The organism is Enterococcus cecorum DSM 20682 = ATCC 43198 (assembly GCF_000407565.1).
Lineage (GTDB): Bacteria > Bacillota > Bacilli > Lactobacillales > Enterococcaceae > Enterococcus_E > Enterococcus_E cecorum.
Genome location: NZ_ASWI01000003.1, coordinates 538,602 through 559,282 on the forward strand (window position 1 = coordinate 538,602; position 20,681 = coordinate 559,282).

General features: G+C 38.8%; 23 protein-coding genes and 2 pseudogenes. 17 read left to right on the forward strand and 8 right to left on the reverse strand.

Annotation, left to right across the window (positions count from 1 at the left end; translation table 11 throughout):
• The first annotated feature begins 15 nt into the window (after positions 1-15).
• The 4 genes and pseudogenes from I567_RS03355 (at position 16) to I567_RS12830 (ending at position 2,665) form a co-directional block, all read left to right on the forward strand.
• Complete coding sequence (locus I567_RS03355) at positions 16-960, forward strand: 3'-5' exoribonuclease YhaM family protein (protein WP_016250834.1); 945 nt, start codon at positions 16-18, stop codon at positions 958-960.
• Positions 961-1,086: 126 nt separating this feature from the next.
• Entirely contained in the window at positions 1,087-2,094 is a 1,008-nt protein-coding gene (locus I567_RS03360; RefSeq protein ID WP_016250835.1) for a peptidyl-prolyl cis-trans isomerase, read from the forward strand.
• A gap of 40 nt (positions 2,095-2,134) precedes the next feature.
• A pseudogene (locus I567_RS12825) lies at positions 2,135-2,392 on the forward strand ((4Fe-4S)-binding protein); the annotation flags it as partial.
• Positions 2,393-2,665: a GNAT family N-acetyltransferase gene (locus tag I567_RS12830; RefSeq protein WP_034863849.1), complete on the forward strand. Its 273-nt coding sequence runs from the start codon at positions 2,393-2,395 to the stop codon at positions 2,663-2,665.
• Positions 2,666-2,712: 47 nt separating this feature from the next.
• On the opposite strand, the gene I567_RS03375 is transcribed toward I567_RS12830, so the two are convergent.
• Complete coding sequence (locus tag I567_RS03375) at positions 2,713-3,054, reverse strand: YtxH domain-containing protein (protein ID WP_018345420.1); 342 nt, start codon at positions 3,052-3,054, stop codon at positions 2,713-2,715.
• Between the two features lie 314 nt (positions 3,055-3,368).
• The gene (locus I567_RS03380; protein ID WP_016250838.1) at positions 3,369-3,794 is read right to left on the reverse strand and encodes an HIT family protein; all 426 of its coding nucleotides are present in this window, start codon (positions 3,792-3,794) and stop codon (positions 3,369-3,371) included.
• 299 nt (positions 3,795-4,093) lie between these two features.
• On the opposite strand from I567_RS03380, the gene I567_RS03385 reads away from it, so the two are divergent.
• From I567_RS03385 to I567_RS03405, 5 genes are all read left to right on the forward strand, one after another.
• A complete protein-coding gene (locus I567_RS03385) occupies positions 4,094-4,894 on the forward strand; it encodes a VOC family protein (RefSeq protein WP_016250839.1) in 801 nt (266 codons plus the stop codon).
• 89 nt (positions 4,895-4,983) lie between these two features.
• Positions 4,984-6,003 carry a serine hydrolase domain-containing protein gene (locus I567_RS03390; RefSeq protein ID WP_016250840.1) on the forward strand — a complete coding sequence of 340 codons (1,020 nt, stop codon included), beginning with the start codon at positions 4,984-4,986 and terminating at the stop codon, positions 6,001-6,003.
• A gap of 45 nt (positions 6,004-6,048) precedes the next feature.
• The gene (gene manA, locus I567_RS03395; RefSeq protein WP_016250841.1) at positions 6,049-7,008 is read left to right on the forward strand and encodes a mannose-6-phosphate isomerase, class I; all 960 of its coding nucleotides are present in this window, start codon (positions 6,049-6,051) and stop codon (positions 7,006-7,008) included.
• Between the two features lie 51 nt (positions 7,009-7,059).
• A complete protein-coding gene (locus tag I567_RS03400) occupies positions 7,060-7,644 on the forward strand; it encodes a histidine phosphatase family protein (protein WP_016250842.1) in 585 nt (194 codons plus the stop codon).
• A 75-nt stretch (positions 7,645-7,719) separates the two neighbouring features.
• Positions 7,720-8,178 (forward strand): universal stress protein, encoded by a 459-nt coding sequence (locus I567_RS03405; RefSeq protein ID WP_016250843.1) that lies wholly within the window; start codon positions 7,720-7,722, stop codon positions 8,176-8,178.
• 92 nt (positions 8,179-8,270) lie between these two features.
• Here I567_RS03405 and I567_RS03410 read toward each other — a convergent pair whose 3' ends face one another.
• Positions 8,271-8,639, reverse strand: a complete 369-nt coding sequence (locus tag I567_RS03410; RefSeq protein WP_016250844.1) for a hypothetical protein — start codon at positions 8,637-8,639, stop codon at positions 8,271-8,273.
• Positions 8,640-8,757: 118 nt separating this feature from the next.
• Here I567_RS03410 and I567_RS03415 point away from each other — a divergent pair, with 118 nt between their 5' ends.
• A complete protein-coding gene (locus I567_RS03415) occupies positions 8,758-9,237 on the forward strand; it encodes a dihydrofolate reductase (RefSeq protein WP_016250845.1) in 480 nt (159 codons plus the stop codon).
• Between the two features lie 55 nt (positions 9,238-9,292).
• On the opposite strand, the gene I567_RS03420 is transcribed toward I567_RS03415, so the two are convergent.
• Entirely contained in the window at positions 9,293-10,204 is a 912-nt protein-coding gene (locus I567_RS03420) for a pseudouridine-5'-phosphate glycosidase (RefSeq protein ID WP_016250846.1), read from the reverse strand.
• Positions 10,201-11,307, reverse strand: coding sequence for a PfkB family carbohydrate kinase (locus I567_RS03425; RefSeq protein ID WP_016250847.1), 1,107 nt, complete (start codon positions 11,305-11,307; stop codon positions 10,201-10,203). Before I567_RS03425 ends, I567_RS03420 begins: the two co-directional genes overlap by 4 nt.
• A gap of 438 nt (positions 11,308-11,745) precedes the next feature.
• On the opposite strand from I567_RS03425, the pseudogene I567_RS03430 reads away from it, so the two are divergent.
• Positions 11,746-12,093, forward strand: a pseudogene (locus tag I567_RS03430) (SRPBCC domain-containing protein); the annotation flags it as partial.
• 35 nt (positions 12,094-12,128) lie between these two features.
• On the opposite strand, the gene I567_RS03435 reads toward I567_RS03430, so the two are convergent.
• From I567_RS03435 to I567_RS12900, 3 genes are all read right to left on the reverse strand, one after another.
• Positions 12,129-12,503: a PaaI family thioesterase gene (locus I567_RS03435; protein WP_016250849.1), complete on the reverse strand. Its 375-nt coding sequence runs from the start codon at positions 12,501-12,503 to the stop codon at positions 12,129-12,131.
• A 96-nt stretch (positions 12,504-12,599) separates the two neighbouring features.
• Positions 12,600-12,767 carry a hypothetical protein gene (locus tag I567_RS12725; protein WP_016250850.1) on the reverse strand — a complete coding sequence of 56 codons (168 nt, stop codon included), beginning with the start codon at positions 12,765-12,767 and terminating at the stop codon, positions 12,600-12,602.
• 125 nt (positions 12,768-12,892) lie between these two features.
• Positions 12,893-13,027 carry a putative holin-like toxin gene (locus I567_RS12900; protein ID WP_231940213.1) on the reverse strand — a complete coding sequence of 45 codons (135 nt, stop codon included), beginning with the start codon at positions 13,025-13,027 and terminating at the stop codon, positions 12,893-12,895.
• Positions 13,028-13,384: 357 nt separating this feature from the next.
• Between I567_RS12900 and menB the strand changes: the two genes are divergently transcribed.
• From menB to menC, 6 genes are read left to right on the forward strand one after another with little or no spacing between them, the layout of a single operon-like run.
• The gene (gene menB, locus I567_RS03440; protein ID WP_016250851.1) at positions 13,385-14,200 is read left to right on the forward strand and encodes a 1,4-dihydroxy-2-naphthoyl-CoA synthase; all 816 of its coding nucleotides are present in this window, start codon (positions 13,385-13,387) and stop codon (positions 14,198-14,200) included.
• Positions 14,145-15,662 carry an o-succinylbenzoate--CoA ligase gene (gene menE / locus I567_RS03445; protein WP_016250852.1) on the forward strand — a complete coding sequence of 506 codons (1,518 nt, stop codon included), beginning with the start codon at positions 14,145-14,147 and terminating at the stop codon, positions 15,660-15,662. Before menB ends, menE begins: the two co-directional genes overlap by 56 nt.
• Entirely contained in the window at positions 15,646-16,983 is a 1,338-nt protein-coding gene (locus I567_RS03450; protein WP_016250853.1) for an isochorismate synthase, read from the forward strand. The genes menE and I567_RS03450 overlap by 17 nt, the downstream gene beginning before the upstream one ends.
• Positions 16,976-18,670, forward strand: a complete 1,695-nt coding sequence (gene menD, locus I567_RS03455; RefSeq protein ID WP_016250854.1) for a 2-succinyl-5-enolpyruvyl-6-hydroxy-3-cyclohexene-1-carboxylic-acid synthase — start codon at positions 16,976-16,978, stop codon at positions 18,668-18,670. The genes I567_RS03450 and menD overlap by 8 nt, the downstream gene beginning before the upstream one ends.
• Entirely contained in the window at positions 18,658-19,488 is an 831-nt protein-coding gene (menH, locus tag I567_RS03460) for a 2-succinyl-6-hydroxy-2,4-cyclohexadiene-1-carboxylate synthase (RefSeq protein WP_016250855.1), read from the forward strand. The genes menD and menH overlap by 13 nt, the downstream gene beginning before the upstream one ends.
• A complete protein-coding gene (menC, locus tag I567_RS03465; RefSeq protein ID WP_018345418.1) occupies positions 19,485-20,594 on the forward strand; it encodes an o-succinylbenzoate synthase in 1,110 nt (369 codons plus the stop codon). Before menH ends, menC begins: the two co-directional genes overlap by 4 nt.
• The last annotated feature ends 87 nt before the right edge of the window (positions 20,595-20,681 follow it).

Consider the following 20,681-nt stretch of genomic DNA (forward strand, 5'->3'; position numbering starts at 1 on the left):
AGAAGGAATGTGCAGATGAAAAAAATCAAAGAATATCAAGTCGATGAAGAAATGCAACTCTTTGCTTTGATTAAAAATGCCGATGTACGGATGGCGAAAAATGGCAAGAAATTTATTGCTTTTACGTTCCAAGACACGTCCGGCACGATTGATGGCAAGTTTTGGGATGCCTCTGAAGAAGAAATTGCCCGTTTTGAAGCTGGCAGAGTGGTCTTTTTAAACGGCAAGCGTGAAATCTATAATGGCAATCCTCAGGTGAAAATTTTACATTTACGCTTGGCTAAATTAGAAGAGCCTAGTGATCCTAATCTTTATATGGAACGCGCACCGATGAAAAGGGAGGCAATGGAAGATTACATTGGTAAAACGATTTTTGAAATTTTAAATCCAAGTTGGAATCGGATTGTCCGCCATCTTTTAAGTAAGTATAAGAAAGCTTTCTTTGAATTTCCGGCTGCGAAGAAAAATCATCATGCCTTTTCAGGAGGACTCGCTTATCATACCGTAACGATGCTAAAAATTGGGCATTCACTCGTTGATATTTATCCTGAGTTAAATGCTTCACTGCTATATGCCGGAATTATTTTGCATGATTTAGGTAAAGTATTGGAATTAAGTGGAGCGATGACGACAGAATATACGGTGGCTGGTAATTTGATTGGGCATTTAGTCTTAGTCGATGAAGAAATCACCCAAGCATGTATGGAATTAAAACTAGATCCAAATAAAGAAGAGATTGTCCTTTTACGTCATATGGTTTTAAGTCATCACGGGTTATTAGAATATGGTTCTCCAGTGCGTCCAAGAATTATGGAGGCCGAAATTTTACATCAAATTGATAATATCGATGCTTCGATGCAAATGATGTTGACTTCGATTCGTCAAACAACACCAGGTGAATACACGGATCGTATTTTTGGCATGGATAATCGTAGTTTTTATGTACCAAACTTAAACTAATCATTAAGAAAAGCTTATTTTTGAAATTTTTATGAAATATGTTTTTAAAAGTCTATTATTTTGGTGGATTTGTGGTATAGTAAGATTTGTGAACTCGAAAAAGAATTTAGGAGTGTTAATTTAGTTATGAAGAAAAAAGCATTGTTAGCTACTTTGGCGGCTGTTTCTGTTTTAGGTTTAGCAGCTTGTTCCAAAGACTCTGATCAAACTATCGCCTCAATGAAAGGCCAAACCATTACCGTTCAAGATTTCTATAATGAAATTAAATCAAATTCTACTAGCCAAAGCGTGGTTCGTAGCATGATTATTTACGATGTGTTTGACAAAGCATATGGCGATAAAGTAACCGATAAACAAGTTGATGCAAAATACAAAGAACAAGCGAAACAATACGGTGATAGCTTCGAATCTCAATTAAAAGCTGCTGGCTATACAAAAGAAAGCTTCAAGAAAACCATTCGTCAACAATTAGCTTTAGACGCTGGTTTGAAAGCACATGTAAAATTAACCGATGCAGATTATAAGACTGCTTGGGATTCATTCCATCCAGAAGTCACTGCACAATTCATCCAAGTTTCAAGTGAAGATGAAGCGAAAAAAGTCATTGAAGAAGCGAAGAAAGATGGCGCAGACTTTGCAAAAATTGCGAAAGAAAAATCAATCGCAACAAGCAATAAAGGTAAAGATGTGAAATTTGATTCTACAAGTTCAGATGTACCTACAGAAGTGAAATCAGCTGCCTTTGCGTTAAAAGATGGCGAAATTTCAGCTGAACCAATCGCTGTAACTGATGCATCTACTTATCAAACTTCTTATTATGTCGTTAAAATGGTGAAAAACCAAGCAAAAGGGAACGACATGGATAAATATAAAAAGACGCTTAAGAAGATTGCTACTGATAATAAATTAAATGATTCTACCTTTGTGACAAAAACAATTGGTGAAGAATTGAAGAAAGCTAATGTGAAGATTAAAGATAAGACTTTCGCAGATGTATTATCTACTTACATTGATGCAACGAAGACAAGTTCATCATCAAAGACTAAATCTTCAAAATCAGAAACAAAAGAATCATCAAGTTCAAGTAAAGAAGAAACAAAAGAATCTTCTACTTCAACTTCAGAATCTAAATAATCGATGAACAAAGGCTACCTAGTGCTGTGATTGGCATTAGGTGGCTTTTTTGACAGTAACGGAAGAAGAATTGTTAGCACAAGGTTATCGTAAATATACAGGCGAAAAAGTCGATATTTACTATAATCGTAACATTTGTGAGCATGTCAGTAACTGTGTTCGAGGCAATCCACAAGTTTTTGAAGTCGGGCGTAAACCTTGGATTTTAAGTGACAATGGTGAGGCACAAGAAGTAATGCGTGTCGTGAACACCTGTACAACGGGGGCATTAAAATATGTCTACAAAGGAGAAAATGAGATGGAATTTAGATTAGAAGAAAATCGTTTTGCGCTATTAGACGGCGATAAAGAGATAGGTGAAATGACCTGGTCTTTAGGGGACAGCCAAATCATGATTATTGACCATACCTTTGTTGATCCTGGTTATCGTGGACAAGGTTTGGCCGAACAGTTAGTGGCACATGGGGTAGCCTTTGCAAGAGAACACCATTATCAAGTAATTCCGCTATGTCCCTTTGCCAAAAAAGAATTTAGTCAAAAGTCAGAATATCAAGATGTGTTAAGAAAATAAGAAATCAGCGAGTCCACTTTTTTGAGTAGGCTTGCTGATTTTTTGGTTTATTTTTTTACTTCAAGGTGCGATTGTAATGTTTCTAACTGTTCTTTGATTCTAGCAAGACGAGGCTGAACTTGGAATTCAAAGGCAGCTAAATCTTTTTCAATCCCTTCTTTGAAAGATGGGATGGTTTGGTCCATGGTTTCTTGTAAGATGATTTGGTTTTCTTGCACTCGTTGATAACTCGTGGTTACGTCATTGATTTTAGACATGGATTCATCCACAGTTTCTTTGATAGCTTCTCGATTTTCCTTACCACTTTTTTCCGTTGTTAGTAAAGTCACGATAGCACCAACTGCTGAACCAAAAAGTAACCCCTTTAAAAATCCTTTCACTGCACTCATCCTTTCTTAGATAATTGTAGCTGATCGCCCCTTCTCACAACCTTAGATTCACGGTGTTCAGCAGCTAGACATTGTGAAATTCGCCCTCCCGCTTGAGAAAATCTCCTTTCATCCGGTTTTCTCAGCGGTAGGTAAGCACACGAATTTCTTCATGTCTGGGCGAGCTGCTTCACAACCTTATTTGACGGTGTAAATCGACTAGCTACTTCGGCGTATAAGCCACCCCGTCTGGGAAGGTCTCTGCTTTTTGGACTTTCCCGACGTGTTGGACAAACCTTATCCGCTCGTAGCTGACCAAGTCGATTTACAACCTTTTACTCAAAGCTTTCTCTAATTCTTTTGGCGATGGCTTCCATCAAGGTTGGGTTGTATTGGTCTTGGTGGTTGCCAAAGTGCATAGAGAAGTCATCGTGTGGACTAAATCTAGGAATCAAATGAATATGTGAGTGGAAAACAGATTGATAGGCCACTTCACGGTTGTTATTAATAATATTTAATCCTTGCATGTCTGGGTAAGCTTTTTCTAAGGCACGTGCAATTTTAGGGATGCGGGTAAAGACTTGAGAAGCCAATTCCTCATCGTATTCAAAAATATCTTTGGCATGTTTTTTAGGTACCACTAAAGTATGGCCAGGTGTCACTTGGGTAATATCTAAAAAGGCATAAACGACCTCATCTTCATAAATTTTATAGCTAGGAATTTCTCCATTAATGATTTTACAAAAAATGCAATCTTCCATCAGTTTTTCCTCCAATAAATAAACGTTGTGTTGTACTTTTACTTTAACATATTTTAGGTCATTTGGTTAGTATTTACTTTGAAAATATTGGTGAAATGTCGTGGGTAAAAATGAGAATTAGCAAGCCTTGTTTAAATTTTCAACCATATTCCTTGCGATAAATAAGATTTCTAAGTACAATGGATGAGGAAAGGGAATCAAAGTATAATCTATACAGTTTGATATGTATGAAAATAATAGAATTCAGATGAGTAGTGGTAATTTTTATTGCCAATTGGAATTTAGGAGGACCCGTTTCAATGTCAGTATTTAGTTTTGATCCCAGTAGTCGATTAAGTATTGTGGCTTTGCGTGTCAAAAATCGTGACCAAATGATTAATTTCTACTGCGAGATGTTAGGATTTAAGTTAAAAACCGAAGAAAATGAATTAGCGATTTTAGTAGCCGAAGATGGTAGTCATGAGCGCATTTGGTTAGAAGAAAGCCCACGTGCAACGGAACGTTTTGGTGAAGTGAAGCGTCTGAACTACTATAAAGTAGAGGTGCCAACTTTATCTGAGTTTGCGGCAGTGTATTCACGATTAGTTCATGCTAAATATCCGGTCATTCAAGCCGAGTTTACACCTGATTTATGTCAGTTTACTATCGTGGATCCTGAAGGCAATCAGTTGGCGATTCGCACACCTGAAACAGTGAGCATTGACGAAACTTCACTTTTAACTTCAGCTGATCCAAATAAAAAATTATCAAGTAAAGCACGGATTGCGGCACTGGGCCTTCACGCACAAGATGTCCAAGAAGAATGCCAGTTTTTAGCTGATTTACTAGGCTTTGAGTTTGATGAAAATAATATTGCTTTTCAAACCTTAGCAGATGGCGAATTTGGTATTTCCATTGTCAAGCATGATACCGAAAATGTGAAAATCCCAAGTCATCAAATTTTAGGCTTAGACTTTTTGAAATTCCAATTACAAGATGAACAGTTTGAACAATTATTAAAACATGTTCAAGAAAGTCAAATGAAACATTACCTTGATAGCAAACAAAAGATTTTAACGGTGTATGATCCAGTCGGTGTAGAATGGTGGTTCTTACGTTAATTGCATCATACAAAGACGTCTGATTGGTTGCCGGATGAATCGTCCAACCAATTAGGCGTTTTTTTTATGAAAAGAGATAGAGGAAGAACATGCAAGAAAATTTTTATCCAAAAACACAAGCAAAAATTCAAGAATATCTAAATGAAAAGGTCTTTCCAGGGGTTTGTTATGCAATTATTGACCAAGAAAAGATGATTCACAAGCATTTTGGTTATGCGTCTTTAATCCCAGAAAAACGGGTGATGTCTGGAAATACGTTATTTGATGTGGCCTCTTTGACAAAGGTTGTTTGTACCACGACGATGATTTTAAAATTGATGGAACAAGGCCTCATCGAGATTGACCAACCTTTGAAGAAGTATCTGCCAGCTTATGGCGATGAAAGCATTACTTTACGACATTTATTAACCCATACAGCTGATATTGTGACTTATATTCCGAATCGTGATCAGCTCAACCAACAGGAGTTAATGCAGACTTATTTGACTTTAAGAGCGGGTGATAATCTGGGAAAAGTCGTCAAATATACCGATGCGGGGACGATTTTGCTAGGATTCATGTTAGAAGCAATCTTTCAAAAACCAGTCACAACTATTTTTAAAGAAGAAATTTTTGAACCGTTGCAGATGACCGAGAGCCAATTTCCACCACTTGATATGCATTATTCGATTGCTGCAACAGAAGATACTTTGTGCGGTCAAACTCATGATCCTAAAGCCCGAGTCTTAGCCGAGCATGCGGGTAATGCGGGACTATTCACGAATTTAGCCGACTTATTAAAATTTACCCAAATGTATCTAAATGAAGGGCAATTACCTGATGGACGGGCCTTTTTGCAAAGAGAAACGATTGCTCAGCTTTATCAAGACCAAACACCAAGTAAAGAGGGAAAGCGTTCATTAGGTTGGGATTTGCGTTATGGCTTTTTATTCCATACAGGCTATACTGGGACGTTTTTATGCATTGATCCTAAGTTGCAACAGGCCTTTATTTTCCTATCTAACCGTGTGCATCCTTATGATTTTAGACAAGAATATTTGGAAAAACGAGATGAATTAATTGCGATTTATTTAAAAGAAAAAGAAATGATTATTCAAACTAGTTTGTGATATAATGGACTTGTTTGTAAACCTATACAAGAAAGAGTGATTCATTTGGTAGAACCTTTATTTATGAAACCCGTATTTCAAGATAAAATTTGGGGTGGCTCAAGATTACATACGGTCTTTGGTTTTGAACTTCCTAGTGACAAGATAGGAGAAGACTGGGCAATCAGTGCGCATCCCCATGGCAAAAGTGTGATTGAAAATGGTCCTTTCAAAGGTCAAACTTTAGATCAACTTTGGCAAGACCATCAAGAATTATTCGGTCATCAATCAGAAGAAGTTTTCCCGTTATTAGTGAAGATTTTGGATGCGGAAGATGATTTATCTGTTCAAGTCCATCCTGATGACGAATATGGCAAACATCATGCTGGTGAGCTAGGTAAGACTGAGTGCTGGTATATTATTGATGCCGCGCCAGGAGCTGAAATCATTTATGGTCATCATGCGCAAACCAAAGAAGAATTAGCTGAAATGATTCAAGAGGGACGTTGGGATGATTTATTAAAACATGTGCCAGTGAGAAAAGGGGATTTCTTCTTTGTTCCGAGTGGGACGATGCATGCGATTGGTAAAGGAATCATGATTTTAGAAACCCAACAAAGCTCAGATACGACTTATCGGGTATATGATTATGACCGCAAAGATGCGCAAGGAAATACACGTGAATTACACATCCAACAATCCATCGACGTTACCAATGTCCCTGACCATGCGCCAGAATTAGCGATTAAGGAAGTTCGTAAAGGCAACAGTGCGATTACCACTTATCTTCAAACTGAATTTTTCAATGTCTATGAATGGCTTGTAAAGGGAGAATGTTCTTTCAAAGCTTTTGCGCCGTATACTTTGATGACGGTGATTGAAGGTTTTGGTTATCTAGTCGTGGATGGTAAAGAATATGAATTAAATATGGGCACAAGCTGTATTTTGCCAAATCAAGTGAAGGAATGGCAAATTAAAGGCGATGTTAGAATAATTGCCTCTGATACCGCAAAGAATAATAAATAATGATTAGAGCTGTTCTTGAGGAGCGGCTCTTTTTGAAAGTAGGGAATGACAATGATAAAAATCGTATATTTAATGCGGCATGGACAGACGCTTTTTAACGAATTAAAAAAAGTACAAGGCTGGTGTGACTCGCCCTTAACCGAATTAGGTAAAGAACAGGCCCGGCAAGCAAGGAAATATTTTCAATCACAAGGTATCCAGTTTGGTCAGGCTTATGCATCGACTCAAGAGCGGGCTTGTGATACTTTAGAAATTGTTTGTGACTTGCCTTACCAACGTAAAAAAGGCTTGAAAGAATGGAATTTTGGTCGCTTTGAAGGAGAACCAGAATTTTTAAACCCAGCGCTACCTTATGGCGATTTTTTTGTGTATTATGGCGGAGAAAGTCAAGAACAACTGATGCAGCGAATGAACGACACCATGCAAGCAATTATGCAAGAAGTGAATAATGATTTGCCTACTCTGGTCGTCTCTCATGGCGCTGCTTGTCGTAATTTTATGCGTGTTTGGGAGGAGTTTGCAAAAACGGATACTCATCAACGTTTAGGGAACTGTTGCATTTTAAAATTCGCCTATGAAGATGAGAAGTTTATTTTATTAGAAATTGTGAATCCGAATGAAGCAGAAAAAAAGTAATTCGTCAAGGCGATTTGTTGTTGAATTCACGAAAAAACACGGTAAAATAAAGGTATAGGAAAGAAGGGATGTCGTATGGCAAATTATCGTAGAATTTTGGTACCAATCGATGGTTCCATTTTAGCGGATTTAGCTTATCAAAAAGCAAAACGTTATGCCAAACAAACGAATGCACACTTAATCGTATTATCTGTTGTCGATACATCTGGAATCGCCATGCATGATTACGGCGGTGGATTCGAAATTGATCCATTAATGAATACTGCAAAAGAATTTCTAGAAGATTATGCTGAAGATGCAGCCAAAGATAATATTAATTGTAAAACGATTCTAGAAGTAGGTAGTGCAAAAAATGCCATTCTTGAAACTGCCAAAGATCAAAATGCCGATTTAATCATGATGGGGGCAAGTGGTACGAACTCATTTACCCGTCTATTCATCGGTTCTACAACTGATTTTATCGTTCAAAATTCAAAAGTGGATGTATTCGTAGTGAAAACCCACATGGACAATACTACTCGTCCAACCCATTAATTTAGCTCTTATCAAGTTTTTGTAATTGTTTACTTTAAAAAAGCAAATCCGTCTGCCCCAACAGATAGATTTGCTTTTTTAATTTGGGTTATTTAATCATTTTCCTGATCTTCATACACGTAATCGGAAAAATATTTTTCAAGAATTTCTTCGCGAGTACTATCAAAGTCATCCGCAAAATATCTACTGTATACTTCAAGCGGCGTATGGATGTTTTCGGGAACTTCTTCAACTAATTCAAAACAGTCGATTATTTTGCTTACTTGCCAAAAATCAAGTGAACCATCAGCTGTTTGATAAGGTTCTTCGGTCAAATGCTGCTTACAATACTCAATTAGTGTCGCTTTGTCAGGTTTTGCTGGAAATTGGACTAAAACGATGCGATGTTCATAAGCTTTTCTAGAGATTTTTGTTTTTGCCTCAAAAGCTTCAAATAATATACTTAAAGAAAAATATGCCATGCTATCCCCTACTTTCTACATTCTAATTTGATTTTACCATATGGAAGTTAGATTCAGTATTTCTTTCTTCCTTGATATTCGTTATAATGAAAAAAACGAACAAAAGGAGCCGGATAAAATGATAACAGCAATTTGGGCGCAAGATAAAAATGGTTTAATTGGTAAAGATGGGTTATTACCATGGAAATTACCGAATGATTTGAATTTTTTTAAGAGCAAAACGATGAACGGAACCTTAGTGATGGGGCGAAAAACGTATGAAGGGCTAGGAAAAAGATCCAAAGCTTATAAGAAGATTTATGTTTGCACTCGTCAAAATGAGTTGTCACTATATGAAAATGCTGAAATTATTCACTCACCAGAAGAAGTCTTAGCTGTAGAAGACTTGCACGTTGGGGGCGGTGGCGATATTTTTCGCTTATTCTTGCCGTATACCGATGTGATTTATCGTACATTGATTGATGCGGAATTTACAGGCGATGCTTATATTGGTGAGATTGACTTTAGTGATTTTGAGCTAGTCGAAGAAATTCCTGGCGTATTAGACGAAGAAAATATTTATCCCCATGTCTTTCAAAAATGGGTGAGAAGACAATAATAAAATAAACCCACCTCTTAAGTTGGCTATTCGCTTAAAAGGTGGGTTTTTGTGATTATAATTTTTGATAACTTACAGCTAATTGGGCGCCGACTCTCGCATTGTTTTTTACTAGAGCGATATTGGCGGCCAAACTCTTGCCATCCGTGATATCTTTAATTTTACCAAGTAGGAATGGCGTGATTTCTTTTCCAACAATTCCTTTTTCATCGGCTTCTTTTAAGGCTTGGTCGATTGCAGCATTGATATAAGCTTCATCCATTGAATATTCTTCAGGGATTGGGTTAGCTACTAAAGCGCCACCGTGTAGACCTAAATCCCATTTCGCTTTCAAGGCTTTTGCTAATTCTTCTGGATTTTGGATATTGTATTGTAAAGCAAATGGACTTGTTCTTGAGAAGAAAGATGGCAGATAGTCTGTTTGGTAACCATAAACCGGCACACCTTTTGTTTCAAGATATTCTAATGTTAATCCAAGGTCTAAGATTGATTTTGCCCCAGCACAAACAACAGCGACATCAGTCATCGCTAATTCTTCTAAGTCCGCAGAAATGTCCATTGAAGTTTCGGCCCCACGATGTACGCCACCGATGCCGCCAGTAACAAAGACGGAAATGCCTGCTAGTTCAGCAGCAATCATTGTCGCAGCAACTGTGGTAGCACCTAGTTGTTTCGTTGCTAAAATATAGCCCATGTCACGGCGCGAAACTTTAGCGACATTTTTACTATTGCCAAACATTTCTAATTCTTCATCAGATAATCCGATTTTAATTTGACCATCGATTAAAGCAATGGTGGCAGGACAAGCACCATGGTCACGAATGATTTGTTCAACTTCACGTGCGGTTTGGACATTTTGTGGGTAAGGCATACCATGTGAGATAATAGTTGATTCTAAGGCAACAATTGCTTTGCCTTCTTCTTTTGCTGCTAAGACTTCTTTTGAAAATGATAAATATTGGTTCATAATGCAAGTTCCTCTCTATTTTGAATTAATTTTTCTTTGGTTAAATCCGTGCGTACAGTATGCATGCAACGAATTGTAAATACCGCATTGGTTGTCGCAAACTTCAAACAATCAGCTAGCGTTCTTCCGTTTAGCCAACTATCGATAAATGCCCCACTAAACGCATCGCCAGCACCTGTAACATCGATAATTTTTTCAACGCAGATGGCTGCTTGATAGGCTTGCTCTCCTGTTTGACTCATCGCCATAGCCCCTTGTTGGCCATTGGTAATGACGATATTTTCTACGCCTAAAGCTAGCCATTTTTGCATTGCGTCTTGCCAAGATTGCGTATCGGTGATTTGCGTGTCCAGGAAGGTTTCACTTTCATCGCGATTGGCAATAAGTAGACTCACTCCCGCTAAATCTTTAGGTAAGTGGGCCATTTTCGGTGAGGAGACTGGAATCACAATCACTGGAATTTGATATTGCTTGCCAAATTGAATGATAAAATGGAGCGTTTCGGCTGGACAATTCAAATCGATAATAATCGCGCGTGCCCCGTGTAAAAGTGGTAAATTGAGCTGGATCACTGCCGGAGTGAGTAAATCATACGCCGACATATCCGCTAAAGCCACTGCCATATTACCATCTGCGTCGAGTACCGCGGTATAAGATCCCGTCGCCACTTCTTCTGTTTGATAGATGGCATCTAGATTCATGAAGGATTGTGAATGTTGCTTAATCGCTTCAAAATCACTATCTTTCCCGCAAACAGACAGTAAAGAGATTGGATGGCCGAGTCTACCAAGATTTTCGGCAATATTTCTTGCCACGCCACCGATGCTCAAAGCTGATGTCGCAGGATTAGAAGTAGCAGCTTGAAGTGGAGCCAAACTTTGTAATTTACGATCGACATTGGCGCCTCCGATACATACCAAATAATCTTTTTCATTCACGACATAGGCTCTTCCCAGTAGATATTTTTCCTCAATTAAACGGGAAATCATATTTGCCACCGTTGAGCGTGAGAGATTCATCTTTTCGGCGAGTTCTTGTTGCGAAAAATAAGGATTCGTCTTGATTAAATTAAATAGTTGCGCTTCTTTTTCTGATAAAGTCATGCAATCACCTTCTTTTAACCAAAATAAGATTTAGGACATTTGTTTGTAGTTATAAACATTTGTTCGATGTCATTATAATGCTGTTAATGATAAAAGAAAAGAGTTATTTTTACTAGAACTATTTTGTAAACTGTTTTACTATTGGATGAAATGTTATTATCTAGTTTGATGGTTGATATATTAGTAAAGGTTTTAGAATTTTGATAATAAAATAAAATTATTTTTGAAAAAAGTTGAGGTTTTATGATGTAGAGTGTTTGTTATGAAAAGTGTGGCATAAGTATCTTATTTTCTCGAGGTAAAAAAGCGGATTTTATACATGAATCATGCTATATTTAGGAAAAATGATAGAAAGTAGGATAATAAATGGCAGAAATCATCCAAATTCAAGTAGATGTACAAGGAGATTTAGCGACTATTTGACATTACTGGAATGAACCAAAACATATTGAGCAATGGCATAGTGCTTCACCTGACTGGCATACAATCAATGCGCAAAATGATTTACGTGTGGGAGGCAGCTTAACCTCACGCATGGAAGCCAAAGATGGAGCGATGGGCTTTGATTTTGGCGGCGTGTATACAGAAGTGGTGGCAAATCAATGTTTAGCCTATACATTAGGGGATGGTCGTGAAGTTACTGTTACTTTTTCTCAGATTGCACCTGGTTTGGTTCATGTGGTTGAGACCTTTGAAGCCGAAAGCCAAAATCCAGTCGAGCTCCAAAAGCAAGGTTGGCAAGCCATTCTGAATCATTTCAAGGAATATGTAGAAGAAAATGTATAACAACAAAACAAGACTAGGCACAGGAATTTTCCGCCCTAGTCTTTTGTTTGTGCTTTTTGCGTCATGAGAGTGCAGCGTCCAACGGCAATTTTTTTGTTTATCTGATAGACTGTAGCTTGCCAAACTTGCAGTGTGCGTCCGATTTTATCTGGCGTAGCGATGATGTTTAGTTCGCCCGTCGATACTGCCTGTAGATGATTGACTTGTAAATCGACACCGACGCAATATTCGTTTTGAGCGACATTTTGATTTGCACCTAAACTACATGCTGTTTCAATCAAGACACCGTTCATCCCTCCGTGCATGATGCCAAAGGGTTGTTTATGGATTTCACGAACGATAAGCGAAAGTTCGACTTGTTCGGGGCTGGTTTGCTTGATTTGGATATCGAGATGTTCTAATAAATTCATGGGCATTCCTCCGTTTTTTTCTCATTATAGCAAAAAATGGAAGTACGAGGGTGGATTTGATTTGAGAAATTGCTTATTCACACATTCTTAGGATAATTATGTATTTTCTTGTACGTAACTCTCAAACAATTGTAAATCTTCCTCAGATACGTAATTTAAAATGAATAATTTACCAGATCGCTTATATGCTTGTTGATTGGTTTTTTCTCTGTTCTTTTCTCTATACTTACGGTTAGCGATGGTTTGTTTATTTTCTGATTGCATCGCTTGCACCTCTTTTCTAAACATGATATAGTGTAAATAGAAAAAGGTTAGCACCGTTTGAAGACGGTAGCTTGATTTTATACTAATTGAAAAATAGCCGAAAACCTCGCTAAAAGTTTAGATGGCTATTTTTTATTGTCTTTATTATTATTCACTAGCACGATTAATGTCGCAAAAGCAATCATTAGGCTTAGCGCTTCATAAGCAGACATTTTGCAAATTCCTTTCTTTAGAATGCGTTGCAGAGTTGTTACACTCATAAGCACCACCCCCAGAAATGAGAATTGCTAACCGCCTTAAACTTTACTAACCTTATGAGTTTGTTATAATGTATACGGTAAATGAATGCAATAGTTTTTAACAAAAAAATATTTTACTCATACCATCGCCCTAGACCAACAAGCTAGAGTGATGGTTTTGCTTATTTATTTTGAAATTGTAAAAACTTAGATATATCAAGAGTTCAATTGCGCTTATTTATTATTGTTTTTTATCAAATCAATTTCTAAGGGTTATCTCAAGCGTATTTTACTAATTTTGTGTATACTTTAAAAGAGGTGTTTTGTAAAATTTTAGCAAAACACGATGATTAACAATGATTTAAAGGAAGTGTCTGTATGCGCGAGTGGAAAACAATTAAAGAGTATGATGAGATTTTATTTGAACAGTTTGAAAAAATAGCCAAAATTACGATTAACCGTCCACATGTTCATAATGCTTTTACGCCAAAAACAGTGGCTGAAATGATTGAAGCTTTCAGTATTTGTCGTGATCGTAGTGATATCGGTGTCATTTTATTAACTGGGGCAGGGGATTTAGCCTTTTGTTCTGGTGGAGACCAAAAAGTTCGCGGCCATGGCGGATATGTTGGCGAAGATCAAATTCCACGTTTGAATGTTTTAGATTTACAACGTTTAATTCGCATTATTCCAAAACCAGTGATTGCGATGGTCAAAGGCTGGTCGATTGGTGGCGGAAATGTATTGCAACTTGTTTGTGATTTAACCATTGCCGGTGAAAATGCTAAATTTGGTCAAACAGGTCCGAATGTCGGTAGTTTTGATGGTGGCTATGGTTCTGGTTACTTAGCACGCGTGATTGGTCATAAAAAAGCCAAAGAAGTTTGGTTTATGACGCGTCAATATACGGCCCAAGAAGCATTAGAGATGAATTGGATTAATAAAGTTGTGCCCGTTGATCAAGTAGAAGACGAAGCGATAAGTTGGGCGCAAGAAATGTTGAAGAAGAGTCCACTCGCTTTACGTATGATTAAAGCAGCGATGAATGCGGACACAGATGGTTTAGCGGGCATTCAACAATTAGCAGGCGATGCGACATTACTATACTACACGATGGATGAAGCCAAAGAAGGTCGTGATGCCTTTAAAGAAAAACGAGAACCAAACTTTGACCAATTTCCAAAATTCCCATAAAAAATATGCTAGCTGGTTGACTCAACAAGCCGTGCTTCATCCTGAGCGGCCAGCTTTTTTCTATGAAGAGCAAGTCCACACTTTCTCTGAGTTACAGCAAATGGTCCAAAGCTATGCATATGATTATCAGCAAAAATTACCTATAGATAGTACGATTGTGGCGGTATATGGCAAGAGCTCCCCAGCGTTTATCTATACGGTTTTGGCTTTGTGGGAGCTTGGGGTGACGGTCCAGTTTTTAAATATGCGTTTGACTGAGAGTGAATGTCGTGTACAGTTACTAGATAGTCAAGCTCAGGCGCTGATTGTCACTGACCAGAAATTGGCTGTTACATTTGCCCCTTGTGCGTTGATTCAAGCACCAAAGACTCAAGAACTTCAGCCTGTCAAAAAAGAAGACTGGTTCGACTTAGGCTATCAAACCAATCAGGTCGCAAGCATTATGTATACTTCTGGGACGACCGGCAAGGCTAAGGGGGTGCGCCAAACATTTGGTAACCACCAAGCAAGTGCCATCGCTACTAAAAAAAGCTTATCGTTGACAGCGGATGATTGTTGGCTAAATGTTATGCCACTTTATCATATTAGTGGGCTGTCGATTTTTTTGCGTAGTTTAGTGATTGGCTTGAGTGTCCGTTTGTTGCCTAAGTATGCTGCCGAGCAAGTGCATCACTGGTTGAAGACGGGGCAAGTCACTGTAGTTTCTGTTGTGACGAAGATGTTACAAGATTTATTAATCCTGACTAAAGAAAGTTATCCCGCTAGTTTGAAAGGCATCTTACTGGGTGGTGGACCGGTGCGTGCAGAAGTTTTGGAAAAATGTCTCGCCTATCAATTGCCAGTGATGCAATCTTATGGGATGACGGAGACCTGTTCACAAATATTTGCCTTGCCTTTTGATTATTCTTTAGCAAAACTCGGCTCAGCAGGACTGCCTTTACAGGATGTGCAGTGTAAAATTAAGCCGCTGAGTGAAAAAGAAGCAATTGGCGAAATTTTAGTGAAAGGACCAAGTATTACACCGGGGTATTTGCACGGATTGGCTAAAGAGCGATTTGATAAAGAAGGTTATTTTCATACGGGCGATTTAGGCTATCTGGATGAAGATGGCTTTTTGTTTGTGAAGAGTCGCTTAGGAGAGTTAATCATTTCTGGTGGCGAAAATATTTATCCCAAAGAAATTGAGGACTGCCTATCACGACATCCGCAAATCCAAGAAGTCGCTGTAGTAGGAGAAGCAAATGAAAAATGGGGGCATGTCCCGGTTGCTTATCTTAAAATAGCTTCTGATGATTTTGATTTAGCCCAGTTACAAATATTATTAAAAACATTAGCTAAGTATAAACACCCGTACACCTATTATGTGTTGGCAGATTTCCCAAAAACTGCAAGTGGTAAAATCCAAAAGTATCAATTATCTCAAATAGAAAGAGTGAAAGTATTCGATGCAAACTTTCAATAATACGATGCAGCAAAAAATATATGTCTGGCAAGAAGCAATCCCGAAATTTTCTGCCTTGTCGGTATTTGCGGCGGCGAAAAATAGTGGTTTACAGGCACAATTTTGGCAAACTCCAGAAGATGAAGTGCGTTTAGGCCTAGGGAAAGTGGCTGAGTGGTTTGGCTTAGATTTTGCACAAGTCCAAGCATTAAAAGATAAGCTTCAAATCAGTGTGGAAGAAGTGAACGTGATTGATCGTCAACCATTGGCTTTATTCGGGGCTTTTGCGTTTGATTCTCAGCATACGGGCGAAAGTATCTGGCAAGAGTTGGCCCAAGGATATTTTATCTTACCTGAAATCATTTTGACGGAGCAATTATTAAGTATTTTGGTACTTGCTGAAACCAAAGCACAGGCACAAGCAAAGTATCAACAGTTAAAACAACAAGTTCAAGCATTTTTAGCAGCAGATCAAGACTGGCACGTACACTCTGCTTTATCTGCCAATGCGGAATTTAACTATTTAGCCAAAGAAGCATGGACACATTTAGCTCAACAAACGATTCAGATGTTAAAGTCTAGCCAAATCTTAAATAAAGTCGTTTTGGCACGTAAAATGGCCTTTCATGCGACAGAGTTAGTCCCAGGTCAGTTGATGGCAAACTTAGTCGCTTTGCAAAAAAATACGTATCGCTTTTATTTAGATGGACCAACGCGCCACTTTTTTGGTGCCACACCTGAAAGATTATTGAAAGCAACGGCTAGCAAGTATCTGACGGCCAGTGTTGCTGGGACGATTCGCCGTGGTCAAACGCCTGAAGAAGATGTGCAATTAGCCAACCTTTTATTGAATGATGCGAAAAATACCAAAGAACACCAAATTGTTGTTGAAGCGATTCAAGGAAAATTAGCCCCTTTTGTAAATGGAAAAGTCGCATTAGGCCCAAGACAAATTTTAAAAAATGAGCAAGTGCAACATATCTTTTTAACATTAACTGGTCAACGACAAGAGAAAAGTCGCTTTTTAGAGGTGATTGAAAATCTTCATCCAACCCCAGCTTTAGGTGGTAATCCCAAAGAAGCGGCCCTTACTTACTTACAAGCAAATGAAAACTTGGATCGCGGATTGTATGGCGCACCAATTGGTTTTTATCGGTTGTTTGAAGATAGTGGTGAATTTGTCGTAGGGATTCGCTCGGGAGTCTATGGACAAGAGGAGGCAATCTATGGCGAATGTTTTGCTGGCTGTGGGATTGTCCAAGATTCTAATGCGGAGGAAGAATTTGAAGAAACCAAACTAAAATTTGAACCAATGAAACGGGGGTTATTAGGCCTTGAATAAGCAACAAGAAATGACTAGCTATTTGCGCCATTTAATTGCTGGATTAAAACAAGGTGGGGTGCGTCAAGTTGTGATTAGTCCGGGTTCACGCTCGACACCGTTAGCTCTATTAGTCAAACGCGAGTCAGATTTGCAATATTTTGTCGCGGTTGATGAGCGTTCGGCTGGCTTTTTAGCGCTAGGATTAGCCAAAAGTAGTCAGCAGCCAGTCGCTTTACTCTGTACTTCAGGGACCGCTGCGGCAAACTTTTATCCAGCGATTTGTGAGGCTGAAGCGAGCAATGTGCCTTTAGTCGTCTTAACCAGCGACCGGCCACCTGAATTAAGAAATATTGGGGCCCCACAAACGATGTCGCAAAATCAGTTATATGCCGATCATGTGAAATTTTTTGTGGAGCTGGCTTTACCTGAAAGCACGCCGCTCATGTTGCGCTATAGTTTTTGGCAAGGATTCCAATTAGCGACAAGGGCGATGCATGATGTTAAAGGTGTCGTGCATGCCAATATTCCTTTAAGAGAGCCGTTATTACCTGATTTAACACAAAACACCCCGATTGACTTAAGTCTTGCACAAACGTCCACACAAAACTTGATTGCCCAAGGTTGGTTTCAGAAAAAAGGGCTCATTGTGTTAGGAAGTGAACGTAGCTTAGTAGAAGCGCAACTTGCTTTAACTTTAGCAAATCATCTAGGTTGGCCGATTGTGGGTGATCCGTTAAGTCAATTAGCTAGTTGCGATGGAGAGACGCAAAATTATGTTAAACAAGCTGATGTAATTTTTGAAGAGACGCGTGATTTACCTGAAGTTGAGGTGATTTTACGTTTTGGTAAGGTACCGGTGACAAAAAATGTGATGTTTTACTTGCGTGATAGTTTGGCAGTACAAATCTTGGTCGATGAGACGCAACAATGGCCTGATTATCTGTATCGCAGTCAGTATCTCGTCGCTGAATCACTAACAAAAGTGGCCAAACAAATTCTTCAAAGTACACCAAAAAGTGACCAGCCTTATTTGCAAGCTTGGCAAAATCTGCAAAAACTAGCGAGTCAAGCCATTGATGAAACGAGTGAGCAGTTTGCCTTTCATGAGAGTCAACTGGCTATGATTTTGATGAAAACGTTAGCGCGTGGCGAACAGCTTTTTGTCGCAAATAGTAATGCGATTCGTTTGGTGGATCGCTTATCAGGTGTTAGTGAGAATAGCTTTCAAATTTTTGGCAATCGTGGTGTCAATGGCATTGATGGGATTTTGTCAACGGTTGCGGGGCTAGCGATGCAAACGAAAGCACGCACGTATTTATTGGTTGGAGATTTGACACTTTTCCATGACATGAATGGGCTACAATTATTGAAATCTTACCATCTCCCGGTGACGATTCTCCTATTAAATAATAATGCTGGCGGGATTTTCTCTTTTTTGAGTCAGCGTAGTTTAACAGCAGATGACTTTGATCCTTTGTTTGCGACCCCACTTGATTTAGATTTCGCCCAAGTAGCTAAGACCTATGAATTAGCTTATCAAAAAGTTGAGAGTGAAGCGGACTTTGAACAAGCGATTGCCACTTCACGCAAACTGACTGGTGCAAACTTGATTGAGTTAACGAGTCAAGCCCAAGTGCCTGTTGATTTTTGGCAAGCGGTGTTAAGTAACTTCAAGGAAAAGAGGATGAAAGGATGCCAGTTGTAAGGGCCAATCAAGTTCGCTTTCATTATGAATATATCGGTTCCTTTCAAGAAGGTGTGCCTACGTTAGTCTGTCTGCATGGCTTTACAGGGACTCTACATACCTTTGATTTTTTGGCTAACCAATTACCTGGCGTGAATATTTTAGCACTAGATTTAATTGGTCATGGTCAAACGAGTGTGCATGTCCCTATTGTGCATTACACGATGAGTCAGGTCGTAAAAGATGTACGTGCTTTTTTGGAAAAATTAGGCTTAACTGAGTGCTTCCTTTTTGGCTATTCGATGGGTGGACGTGTGGCTTTGGCTTTTGCGACAACTTTTCCAAAAATGGTCCTAGGCTTGATTTTAGAAAGTAGTACAGCAGGTATAAAAGAGGCAGTGTTGCGAGCAAACCGGCGAAAACAAGACCAAAAATGGATTCACTTGTTAAGAGAAGAGGGGCTTAAGGATTTTGTGCAGCAATGGCAGGAAGTCCCATTATTTGCCTCTCAAAAATCCTTACCACAAGCTGTGCAAAAACGTGTCTATCAAGAGCGAATGAGCCAAAATCGTTGGGGGTTAGCCAATAGTTTAGCGCATATGGGGACTGGTGCGCAGCAAAACTATTGGTCACAGTTGGCGAAAACGGAGATGCCACTATTATATTTAGCGGGTGAATTCGATGCGAAATTTTGTCAGATTGGTCAAGAAATGGTACACTTATGGCAAAATCAAGCACAGTTGGAAGTCATTAGCAGTGCGGGTCATTGTATCCATCTGGAAAATCCCAAAGCCGTGGTGGAAAATATCAAAAAGTTTGTGGAAAATGGTAAATCATGATGAAAATTTCAAATATTACGTTATATCATATTCAAATCCCTTTTAAACAAGCGATTCAAACAAGTTACGGACAATTAACGCATAAAGAATGTGTCGTGCTTACTTTACAATCTGATCAAGGATTAGTGGGTTTGGGAGAATTAACTGCCTTGCCACATCCGGATTATGTCCAGGAGTTTTTAGCAGGAGAATTATTGGTTTTAAAACGCTATTTATTGCCATTATTAGCCAATCAAGACCTCACACCGCAATCGTTTATGCAAAAAGCCGCAAAGATTCGTGGTCATCAGATGGCAAAAGCGGCGATTGAGATGGCCTTATGGGATCTATATGCAAAGTTACAAGAGAAATCGCTTTCGTACTTTTTGCCACCAACTTTAAGCACGGCTCAGGTAGGTATTAGTTTTGGTATCCAGAACTCGCCCCAAGCCTTATTAGCTAAGGTCGATCAAGCAGTCTTGCAAGGCTATCAGCGAGTAAAAGTCAAGATAGCCCCAGATAAGGATTATGATTATTTAGCGCCTATTCGGCAAAAATATCCCAATCTATGCTTAATGGCCGACGCAAATGCGAGTTATACTTTGGCACAAACTACTACTTTCAAACGACTAGATGAACTAGGTTTGGCGATGATTGAACAACCTTTGCGTGTTAGTGATTTTGTTGAACATGCCAAATTGCAACAACAGATTTCAACACCTATCTGTTTGGATGAAAATATCTGTCAAATGGACGATTTAAAGACAATGACTGCCCTTCATAGTGGCCAAGTGATTAATTTAAAATTGCCACGTGTCGGTGGATTGATTCCAGCTTTAGAAATGCTAGAATACTCCAAAGCACATCAAGTAAAAGCTTGGATCGGTGGAATGTATGAAGCAGGGATTGCCCGAGCGTTTCATCTGCATGTTGCAAGCATCAAAGGGCTAGATTTTCCAGCCGATTTAAGTGCCACCGTGCATTATTTTGAACAAGACATCATTTCCCAAACATTTGTAGTAGAAAATGGTGAGATTCGCGTGCCTAGAGGGAGAGGAATCGGCGTATCACTAGACCAACAGGCACTAACAAAATTCACTTTAAATAAATTTTCACAAAAAATCTAGCTAGTTTTTATTGGAAGTGTTATCATGTAAAAGTGTGAGAGAATCTTACATTGTCACAACGGATTTTGAAGCGAGTAGGTTTTACCA